Annotated in this window: 10 protein-coding genes and 1 tRNA gene; 2 read left to right on the forward strand and 9 right to left on the reverse strand. The window is 36.1% G+C overall.

Going from position 1 to position 10,408, the window contains the following annotated elements; genetic code table 11:
* From M3005_RS05570 to M3005_RS05610, 9 genes are all read right to left on the reverse strand, one after another.
* The coding region (locus M3005_RS05570; RefSeq protein WP_293794443.1) for an ATP-binding cassette domain-containing protein at positions 1-277 on the reverse strand (277 nt) is incomplete at its 3' end.
* A 9-nt stretch (positions 278-286) separates the two neighbouring features.
* Complete coding sequence (gene pstB, locus M3005_RS05575) at positions 287-1,081, reverse strand: phosphate ABC transporter ATP-binding protein PstB (RefSeq protein ID WP_293794445.1); 795 nt, start codon at positions 1,079-1,081, stop codon at positions 287-289.
* A gap of 13 nt (positions 1,082-1,094) precedes the next feature.
* The gene (pstA, locus tag M3005_RS05580) at positions 1,095-1,982 is read right to left on the reverse strand and encodes a phosphate ABC transporter permease PstA (RefSeq protein WP_293794453.1); all 888 of its coding nucleotides are present in this window, start codon (positions 1,980-1,982) and stop codon (positions 1,095-1,097) included.
* The gene (gene pstC / locus M3005_RS05585) at positions 1,982-2,902 is read right to left on the reverse strand and encodes a phosphate ABC transporter permease subunit PstC (protein ID WP_053950292.1); all 921 of its coding nucleotides are present in this window, start codon (positions 2,900-2,902) and stop codon (positions 1,982-1,984) included. Before pstC ends, pstA begins: the two co-directional genes overlap by 1 nt.
* A 10-nt stretch (positions 2,903-2,912) precedes the next feature.
* Positions 2,913-3,770, reverse strand: a complete 858-nt coding sequence (locus tag M3005_RS05590) for a phosphate ABC transporter substrate-binding protein PstS family protein (RefSeq protein WP_293794454.1) — start codon at positions 3,768-3,770, stop codon at positions 2,913-2,915.
* A gap of 161 nt (positions 3,771-3,931) precedes the next feature.
* A complete protein-coding gene (locus tag M3005_RS05595; protein ID WP_293794455.1) occupies positions 3,932-4,795 on the reverse strand; it encodes a phosphate ABC transporter substrate-binding protein PstS family protein in 864 nt (287 codons plus the stop codon).
* 139 nt (positions 4,796-4,934) lie between these two features.
* Positions 4,935-5,007: transfer RNA gene (locus M3005_RS05600), tRNA-Arg, on the reverse strand.
* 52 nt (positions 5,008-5,059) lie between these two features.
* Entirely contained in the window at positions 5,060-6,376 is a 1,317-nt protein-coding gene (locus tag M3005_RS05605; RefSeq protein ID WP_293794446.1) for a DEAD/DEAH box helicase, read from the reverse strand.
* A 66-nt stretch (positions 6,377-6,442) separates the two neighbouring features.
* Positions 6,443-7,186: a GH25 family lysozyme gene (locus M3005_RS05610; RefSeq protein ID WP_293794447.1), complete on the reverse strand. Its 744-nt coding sequence runs from the start codon at positions 7,184-7,186 to the stop codon at positions 6,443-6,445.
* Positions 7,187-7,405: 219 nt separating this feature from the next.
* Between M3005_RS05610 and gntK the strand changes: the two genes are divergently transcribed.
* Entirely contained in the window at positions 7,406-8,953 is a 1,548-nt protein-coding gene (gene gntK / locus M3005_RS05615) for a gluconokinase (RefSeq protein ID WP_293794449.1), read from the forward strand.
* A 91-nt stretch (positions 8,954-9,044) separates the two neighbouring features.
* Positions 9,045-10,373, forward strand: a complete 1,329-nt coding sequence (locus tag M3005_RS05620) for an APC family permease (RefSeq protein WP_293794451.1) — start codon at positions 9,045-9,047, stop codon at positions 10,371-10,373.
* The last annotated feature ends 35 nt before the right edge of the window (positions 10,374-10,408 follow it).

The following is a 10,408-nucleotide window of genomic DNA, read 5'->3' on the forward strand; positions in this document are numbered from 1 at the left end:
GTTGGAACACCATTCCGATTTCTTTTCTTAATTCAGTCATGTCAGTAGTTGGTGCGTAAATGTCTTGGTCACCCAATCTAAAGCTACCAGTTACTGTTGTATTGTTTCTTAAGTCATTCATGCGGTTTAAACATCTTAAGTATGTTGATTTTCCACATCCAGATGGTCCGATTAATGCAGTGATTTGATTTTCTTCAAATTCCATATCGAAGCCATGCAATGCTTCTTTATCACCATAGTACAAATGAACATTTTCTGTTTTTAAAATGGAAGTCATCTAATTCACCTACCCGAAGTTTCCTGAAATATAGTCTTCTGTTGCTTGCATTTTTGGTCTTGTAAAAATGTGTGAAGTCTTATTAAATTCGATTAAATGTCCTTGGTGGAAAAATGCAGTGTAGTCACTCATACGAGATGCTTGTTGCATGTTATGAGTAACGATGATGATAGTGTATTTTTCTTTCAAACGATTTAATGTGTCTTCAATCTTAGATGTTGAGATTGGATCCAACGCACTGGCTGGTTCATCCAATAGCAATACATCTGGTTTCATCGCAATCGCCCTAGCGATACATAAACGTTGGGCTTGTCCACCTGATAGTGAAAGTGCGCTTTCGTCTAATTTGTCTTTAACTTCATCCCATAATGCGGCTTCTCTTAAACTAGTTTCAACACGTTCATCTAGTTCTTTTTTGTCCTTAATTCCATGCTTTTTCAATGCGAATGTGATGTTATCACGAATTGATTTGGCGAATGGGTTCGGACGTTGGAATACCATTCCGATGTGTTTTCTTAATTCATAAACGTTGATCTTGTCATCGTTAATATTGACATCACGGTACATAATTTTACCGTCAACTGTCGCCACATTATCATTCATACGGTTTATTGAACGTAAGAATGTTGATTTTCCTGAACCAGAAGCACCAATCATCGCAGTTACTTTAAATCTAGGAAATGACATTGATACATCAAAGATAGATTGATGTTGGCCGTATGAAACGTTAACGTGTTTTGCTTCAATCGCGTTTTCAACCGCAAAATCACGCACATATTGTTGATCTAAATTATATTTTTTCATAATTGATCCCTTCCTACTTGCTAGAAGTCATTTTCTTGTATAAGCGATTTCCAATCCAATGTGCTAATACGTTGAATAGTAAGATTACAATGATTAACACGGCTGATGAACCACTTGAAATCGCGTTAGCATCTGGTGTAATTCCTTCTGAGTTAACCTTCCAAATGTGTACTGCTAGTGTTTCAGCAGGTCTTAGTGGATTTAAGAAACTGGTGTCTGAGAAGATGTTCCAGTTACTGTAATCAACGAATGGAGCACTTTGTCCGGCAGTGTAAATCAATGCGGCAGCTTCACCGAAGACACGTCCAGCACTTAAGATAATCCCAGTAATAATTCCAGGAACCGCTGCTGGTAGGATAATTCCAATAATGGTTTTCCATTGGGATAATCCTAATGATAAACCGGCTTCTCTTTGTAAATCAGAAATTGATTCCACTGAAGTTTCGATGTTTCTAGTTAGCAATGGCAAGTTGAAGAATGTTAATGCGATTGCTCCAGATAGAATTGAGAAACCAATCTTCATTTGAACAACGAATACTAGGTAACAGAATAGTCCAACTACCACTGAAGGAAGTGAACTTAAAACTTCAATTGTAGTTTTGATGATTTCAGTAATCCAATTTTTAGGTGCATATTCAGCTAGGTAAATCCCTGCGCCTAATGCTATTGGGAATGAAATAATCAATGTTAGTACTAATAAGTAAATAGAATTAAATAGTTGATCACGAATCCCACCACCTGCTAAGAATGATTGAGATTGTGTTGTTAGAAAATGCCATGAAATATGTGGAACACCAGTTACTAAGATGTATCCAATCAAGGCTGCTAAAATCGCAATTACCACAAGAACTAATCCGTAGATAACTCCGGTAGCAATTTTATTGGCTAATTTTGGATTAATCATTTCAACTTACCCTTCTTTCCAATCAACTTAACTAAGATGTTAAAGAATAGAGACATTAATAGTAGAACTAGTGCTAATGACCATAGCGCATTATTTCCTAAAGTTCCCATAACTGTGTTTCCGATTCCTGTAGTAAGTTGACTAGTTAATGTTGAAGCTGGAGTAATTAGGTTCTTAGGCATTAAGATGGCGTTACCAATTACCATTTGAACCGCTAGTGCTTCACCGAATGCTCTGGCCATCCCAAAGATAACCGCGGTTAAAATTCCAGGAGTAGCTGATCTTAAAACTACTTTGTAAATAGTTTGCCAACGCGTTGCCCCTAGTGCTAATGAAGCTTCTGATAAATGTTTTGGAACAGCATTTAAACTATCAACAGTAAGTGATGTGATTGTTGGTAGAACCATTACAAATAACACCATGGTTGCTGATAGAATCCCAAAACCAGTTCCACCGAATAATGTTCTTACGATTGGTACGATAATTGTTAAACCAATGAATCCGTAAACTACTGAGGGAATCCCTACTAGTAGTTCAACAACTGTTTGTAAGAAACCACGGCTCTTCTTAGGACCGATGATAGTCATGTAAATTCCCACCGCAATCGCAAATGGTGTTGCGATTAATGCGGATAAGAAAGTAACACTAAATGATGTCACAATCATTGGTAGTGCCCCGACTTCTGGTTTACCATCTTTACCGATGGTTGAAGGTGACCAATCTTGTTTACTAATAAAATCCCATAAGTTAACGTGATTTTGAGTAAATGTTGAAACACCCTTTGAAATGATAAAGTATAGAATTAACGCAACTAAAACAACAATTGCTGAAATACTAATAAAACTTAAAGTACGACCAAATTTTTCTTGGCGTGTTTCCTTTGAGGGCATTAATATTTTCTTATTAATTTCCATGATCTTCCTCCGTTTAGTGGACTATTTGATTTTTAGCATCACGTTTAACTTTCATGTTATGAATGCTGATATAACCCAGTTTTTTAACAAGTCCGTCTTGAACTTCTTTTGAGTCAATGTATTCTAAGAATTTCTTGGTATTTTCGCTAATCTTTTTGCTAGTGTACATATGTTCATATGACCAAATCTTCCAAGCGTTTGTTTCAACATTTTTATCTGTTGGTTTTACATTATCAATTGATAATGGTTGAAGTGTCTTATCAACAAATGAGAATGAAAGATAACTAATGGCACCAGGAGTAGTTGCGACGATTCTACGAACAGTTCCGTTTGAATCTTGTTCTTGTGCCTTCACAGCAGTTTCACCATTTAAAACATTACTTTCAAATGTATTTCTAGTTCCGCTACCCTTTACACGGTTGATTACTTCGATTGGTGTATTCTTACCACCTAATTGTTTCCAGTTAGTAATCTTTCCTGTAAAGATTTTACGAAGGTTTTCTAAACTAATGTTTTTAACCCCAGTTTCTTTATTAACAACTGGTGTAATTCCAACTACCGCCACTTGGTGATCCACGATATTTTCAGCTTTAATCCCCTTTTGATTTTCAGCGAAAACATCTGAGTTACCGATAGTTACGGCGCCAGCTTGAAGTTGACTTAATCCAGTTCCTGAACCCCCACCTTGAACGGTTATGGAAAGTCCTTTATTTTTAGCTTGATATGCATTGGCTGCTTCTTCAACCAATGGTTGTAAGGCAGTTGAACCAACAACTGTAATTTTATTATTTGATGCGGAGTTAACTCCACACGCAGTTAACACTGATCCCGCCATTAATACAACGGCTGTCATTAACGACCATTTCTTAATTTTCATCATATTAAAATCATCCTTTTTTAATTTACATATAAAGTATAACAACCGTTTGTAAAGCTATTTTGGTTTTTTTGTAAATTTTATGTAAATTTAAGATTTAATAAAAAAAGCCTAAGTTTAACATTAGGCTTTTTGGATGATTTTTAATGATGAATTTATTTTACGTTGTTGGCACTATCCTTAGTAACCTTCATGTCTTTGATACTAATGTAGCCTAGATTTTTTACCAAACCATTTTGGATTTTATCTGATTGCATGTACTTAATGAAAGCATCTGCTGCTTTACTTGAATCTTTTGGTGTGTACATGTGTTCATATGACCAGATCTTCCATGCATTAGTTTCAACATTCTTGTCAGTTGGTGCAACCTTATCGATTGATAGAGCTTGTAAACTCTTATCAATAAATGAGAATGCTAGATAACTAATTGCACCTGGAGTACCTGAAACAATCTTTTTAACTGCTCCGTTTGAATCTTGTTCTTGGGTTTGAATAGCAGTTTCACCTTTTAATACGTTTGATTCAAATGTGGCTCTAGTTCCACTACCTTTTACACGGTTGATAACATCAATTTTTAGATCTTTTCCGCCGACTTCTTTCCAGTTAGTAATCTTACCTGTAAAGATTTTACGTATGTTATCTAGACTGATGTTAGTAACACCTACTCCTTTGTTAACTACTGGCGCCATTCCAACTACAGCAACTTTGTTATCAGTTAGTTGTTTGGCATCAACACCATTTTGATTTTCAGCAAAGATATCTGAATCACCGATAGAAACGTTCTTTGATTGAACTTGGCTTAAACCAGTTCCAGAACCGCCACCTTGTACTGAAATGTTTACCTTTGAATTTTCATCTTGGTAATTTTTCGCAGCTTGTTCAACTAATGGTTGAAGTGCAGTTGATCCAACAACTGAAATATCTTGATTACTTTCTGAAGAACTTTGTGAACTTCCACATGCTGCTAATAAACCACCTGATACTAAAATAACTGAAGCAATTGATACTATCTTATTCATTTTAATCATATCAATATCTCCTATCCAAAATTTATGTTACAAGCTTAGTATAGAAGGGCTTTGTAAATTTAAAGTTATTTTAAAGTAAAAGTTATGTAAATATAAAAAAGATACTAACCAAAGTTAGTATCTTTTTTTATGACTCCACTCGGAATCGAACCGAGATCAGCCGCTTAGGAGGCGGTCGCCCTATCCAGTTGTGCTATGGAGCCATTAAAAGCAACAAATAATATTGTCGCATTTTAATATTTTAATGTAAAGAAATTATGATTTTTCAGCGTTATTCTTACGCCACTTGTTACGCATCCCTTTATTTTTAGTATGCTTATTCTTCTTTACACGTTTTTTCGGTGCTGGATTAGAAACGACTTTCTTAGCCTTCTTAACATTTGTTTGTTTTTTTGGTGCATCTGAATTTGATTTACTTTCTTTAGTAACCGTTTTTTCTACATTATTAATGGTAGCTTCTTTCGGTACTTCATGCACAATCTTATTCTTATAGAAATGAATTGTTTGAAAATCAAAATCATAGTCAGATAACAGATTGCGTAAATCTCTTAAATCATGGTCATCACCAAAGTTAATCACCATTCCATCTTCACCCATTCGACCAGTTCGACCAACACGGTGAACATAATCAATGGCTTCATCAGGTAAGTCGTAGTTAACCACCGCTGGTAATTTGGCAATATCCAAACCACGGGCTGCCACGTCTGTGGTAAGCAATAGCTTGATACGACCTAAACGGAAATCATCCATCGCCTTTTGCCGTTTAGTTTGGTTTTGATCAGAAGTTAATTTGGCGACTCCTTGATAATGGTTGTGAACAAAGAAACTGTATGTCTTGTTTAAATCAACAGTTTGATTGAAAAAGACTAATGCTTTAAAACCGGCAACGTGTTGTAAACGTGCCAACATCTTATTACGGTTCTTTCGTAACACGTTCATCAATCCATGTTCAACATGTCCTTGAGTTTTATCTTCATCACGCACATCAATCTTTTGAATGTTAGGTTGGTTAAACCAACTTCCTAATTCATCCAGGATTGGTGTGGCAGTGGCTGAGAAAAACTCCAGTTGCACATCTGACATTAATGAACCCACGATTTCTCTAACAACAGTTAGTGTCTCACCTTGTAGTAAATCATCAGCTTCATCAATAATCACAGTTGAGAAAAGATGTGTTTTTAGTTTTTTATCATCAATTAAATTTTTAATTCGACCAGCAGTTCCTACGATTACTTCCGGGTGCTTTTTCAAACGTTCCATTTGGCGTTTAATATTAGCACCACCAGTTAAAGCTAGGACTTTCATACCGCGTAAGTTAGCCCAATTACGCGCTACTTTCGCAGTTTGAATTGCTAATTCTTGTGATGGTTCAATGATAAGTAATTGTGAACCACCTTCTGGTTCTAGAATTTCGATACTAGGAATTAAAAAGGCAACTGTCTTTCCAGATCCAGTTGGTGATAGTCCCAAGACGCTATCGTGATTTTTAATAATTGGATAAACACGTTCTTGAATCAACGTTTGTTTATCGTATCCTAATTTATCGAAATATTTTTGAAATTGTTCTAGCATGTTTTTCCCCTATTTTTTGTTTCATCTATAATATTACATTTTACCAAAGTTATGAGTTAATTACGATTAGCGGTCTTGATTTTTGACTAGGTAATGACGCCAGCCGGCTGTCGTGCCATTAAAGGCGACTTGGTTAACTATGACGTTGGAACCATCTATGTTAATTTTTCGGTTATTCTTCACTTCAATAAAATTAGCTCGTTTATTGTTAATATTCTGACTGAAATATTGCACATCATGAGTAATCTTATCATCTAAATGTGTAAAAATATGATAGCTACTGCGGACAACGACGTTGGTGTCATAATAACGATGTAACAAGAAAATAAAATTAGATAGTTTTTCGATTTGTGATGTTGATAAATCACCTTCAACATCAACCATTGGTGGTAAGGTTCCGTAATCTGTGCCAACTTCTTTGGTGAAGTTCTTTAATTGGTCTTTGATATTACTTTGCGTACTAAAAACGTGATAGGAACCAACCTGTAGTCCTGATCCTTGGCTTCTCTGAAAGTTGTCACTAAAATCATCATCAGTATATGTAGCCCCTTGGCTAGCACGAATGTAAACAAAGTTTTGTCCACTTTGTGCTAGGCTAACGAAATCAATATAGGCATTTGATTGACTAATCATAATTCCTTTGACTTCATATTTATCAATCAAGTAGTTTTGATAGTTTTCATATTGCACATATCCTAAAACACTAATAAACAATACAGCAATGATTGTGATAAGCCATTTATATTTTTTTACCATCTTTTGCCAACTATTATTCTTATTTTGATGATATAAACTCATTCGGGAATCCATTCGATCACCCCTTCGTACAATTATCTTTATTATAATCATAATCGTATCAAATTACTATAAAACATGTTAAAAGACTTGAAAGAACTGGCGCTTTTCCATATAATGTAAGCGGTAACTAAATAAATTTAGTGATGACTTTTTATGCGGATTTTATTATAATAGTTAACATTATTGAAAATAAATTAAGTCTCTCTTTTTAGATTGAAAGGAAGTTATGTTATGAACTACATCATTGGTGTTGATATTGGAACAACCAGTGTAAAAACTGTTTTGTACGATACCGATGGAGAAGTTAAGGGATACTCAAACGATGGTTATCCTTTATACCAAGATACTCCAGATATGGCCGAAGAAGATCCAGAAGAAATCTTCTCTGCCATGCTTGCAGGTTTAACCGAAGTTCTACGTAAGGCAGACCTACAACATGGTACATTAAAGGGTATTTCATTCTCATGTGCTATGCACAGTTTAATTTTATTAGATGAAAACCACAAGCCATTGACTCGTGCTATCACTTGGGCTGATAACCGTGCCGTTAACTACGCTGACCAATTAAAGGAAAGCGGTAAGGCAAAGGAATTATACGAAAAGACTGGTACCCCAGTTCATCCTATGACTCCACTTACTAAATTAATGTGGCTAAAGAACGAAAGAAAAAATGTTTACGACAAGGCAGCTTACTTTGTTGGTATCAAAGAATACATCCTATACAAGCTATTTGGTGAATTGAAAGAAGATTACTCAATTGCCAATGCAACTGGTATGTTCAACATCTTCAAGATGGATTGGGACGATGAAGCACTAGAATTAACTGGTGTATCACGTGACCAACTTCCTGAACTAGTTGACACTACTTACCAATTCAAGGGACTAAACAAAGCTTACGCTAACGTAATTGGTATCGATGAAGATACTCCATTCGTTATCGGTTCTTCAGATGGTCCATTAGCTAACCTTGGTGTTAACGCTATTAAGCCAGGTGTTCTAGCTGTTACAATTGGTACTTCTGGTGCCGTTCGTGTCGTTACTGACAAACCTGTTATTGATCCTAAGGGTCGTGTTTTCTGTTACTACTTATCAAAAGACAAATGGGTTGTTGGTGGACCTGTTAACAACGGTGGTATCGTCTTCCGTTGGGTAAGAGATCAACTATGTGCCCCTGAAAAGGTTACTGCTGAACAAATGCACATGGATTCATACGACCTATTAACAGAAATTGCTTCACAAATTCCTGCAGGTTCAGATGGATTACTATTCCACCCATTCTTAGGTGGTGAACGTGCTCCTATCTGGGACGCTAACGCTCGTGGTTCATTCTTTGGTTTAACTCGTATCCACACTCGTGCACATATGATTAGATCAGCGCTAGAAGGAATCGTATTTAACTTATACACTGTTAGTCTTGCACTAGAAGAAGTAATTGGTAAACCAACAAGCATTCAAGCTACTGGTGGTTTCGCTCGTTCAGAACTATGGCGTCAAATGTTAGCTGATATCTTTGAACAAGATGTTACTATTCCAGAAAGTTTTGAAGGTACTGCTTTAGGTGCTGCTACTTTAGGTATGTACTCACTAGGTATCATTGATAACCTAGAAAAGGTTAAAGACTTCGTTGGTGTAACAAACGCTCACAAGCCAAACCCTGACAACTACAAAGTTTACCGTGAATTAGCTCCTATCTACATTCGTTTGAGTCGTCAACTTCAAACTGAATACAAGAACATTGCTGAATTCCAACGTAAACATGATGTTGAAAACAACGATTAATTTAATTAACGTTATTTAACAAAAGGATGGGCGTCTTATTTTTGAGACCCCTCCTTTTTTTATGTTATATATTTACTAGGAGGATTTCGTCATGCAAAACGAAGAGTTAAAACGTGGAATCGGCATGATGGCTGCCCTATCAACAGTTATGGGAACTGTTATTGGTGCTGGTGTGTTCTTTAAAACCGCTAGTGTTGTTAACAGTACTCACTCATTTACTTTGACTGTCCTAGCTTGGATTGTTGGGGGATTATTAACAATCTGTGCTGGTTTAACTGTTTCAGAATTGGCAGCTGCGATTCCAAAGACCGGTGGTGCAATTAAGTATCTTGATTATACTTATGGTCCCCTAACCGGTTTTTCAATGGGTTGGGCCCAAATCTTGGTCTACTACCCTGCTAACATTGCCGCAGAAGCAATTATTTTCACTACTCAATTAATTAACCTATTCCATTTAGATCCTAAGCTATTAAATCCGGTTGCGATTTTAGTAGCACTAAGTGTGCTATTCATTAACTTCTTAGGTTCTAAGTTCAGTGGAAACGTGCAAACTGCTACTTTAATCTTTAAATTAATTCCAATTTTCTTAATTGCTATTTTTGGTCTATTTATTCCAGGTGCAGTTCACGTTTCATTCCTACCAATTAGTCCAAGTGACCATGCAAATGTTTGGACTGCCTTTGGTTCAGGTTTTCTAGCAACTATGTTTGCTTATGATGGTTGGATTGGGGTTTGTGATGTTGCCGGTGAAATTAAGAACCCTAAGAAGAACTTGCCAAAAGCAATCATTATTGGTTTAAGTGCGATTATGGTAATTTACACATTGGTAAACGTTGCCTTCTTGAAGACATTACCAATTGATCAAATTGCTGGTAACCAAAACACTGCTTCAGAAACTGCCATTAAGCTATTCGGTGAATTCGGTGGTAAGTTAGTTACTATCGGTATTTTAGTATCTGTTTATGGTTCATTAAACGGATACACACTAGCTGGTATGAGAATCCCATATGCCATGGGTCAAACTAAGTCGCTTCCATTTAGTGATTGGTTCTCAAAACTATCCAAGAAAACTAAGGTGCCATACACTTCAGGAATTTTCCAATTTGTGATTGCCATCTTAATGATTTTTGCGGGTAGTTTTGACCTATTAACTGACATGTTAGTGTTCGTTATGTGGATCTTTAACTGTCTATTATTTATCGCTGTGTTCAAACTTCGTCGTAAGGAACCAGAAATGATTCGTCCTTACAAAGTTCCATGGTACCCTATCGTCCCAATTATCGCGTTAGTCGGTGGTATCTTCATTCTTGCTGAAACCCTAGTTACTCAAACTGGATTAGCATTAATCGGATTACTATTAACACTAATCGGTATCCCGGTATACTACCTACAACAAAGACATTTAAAAAACAGTAAATAATAAAAAAGCATTCAATTAATTTTGAATGCTTTTTT

This window comes from Apilactobacillus sp., from assembly GCF_025290035.1.
Taxonomy (GTDB): domain Bacteria; phylum Bacillota; class Bacilli; order Lactobacillales; family Lactobacillaceae; genus Apilactobacillus.

Excerpts from the sequence above, each read along its gene's own strand:
- M3005_RS05595 (WP_293794455.1), bottom strand. The coding sequence starts at position 4,795 with ATGAATAAGATAGTATCAATTGCTTCAGTTATTTTAGTATCAGGTGGT.
- gntK (WP_293794449.1), top strand. The coding sequence starts at position 7,406 with ATGAACTACATCATTGGTGTTGATATTGGAACAACCAGTGTAAAAACT.
- M3005_RS05610 (WP_293794447.1), bottom strand. The coding sequence starts at position 7,186 with ATGGATTCCCGAATGAGTTTATATCATCAAAATAAGAATAATAGTTGG.
- pstB (WP_293794445.1), bottom strand. The coding sequence starts at position 1,081 with ATGAAAAAATATAATTTAGATCAACAATATGTGCGTGATTTTGCGGTT.
- M3005_RS05620 (WP_293794451.1), top strand. The coding sequence starts at position 9,045 with ATGCAAAACGAAGAGTTAAAACGTGGAATCGGCATGATGGCTGCCCTA.
- M3005_RS05605 (WP_293794446.1), bottom strand. The coding sequence starts at position 6,376 with ATGCTAGAACAATTTCAAAAATATTTCGATAAATTAGGATACGATAAA.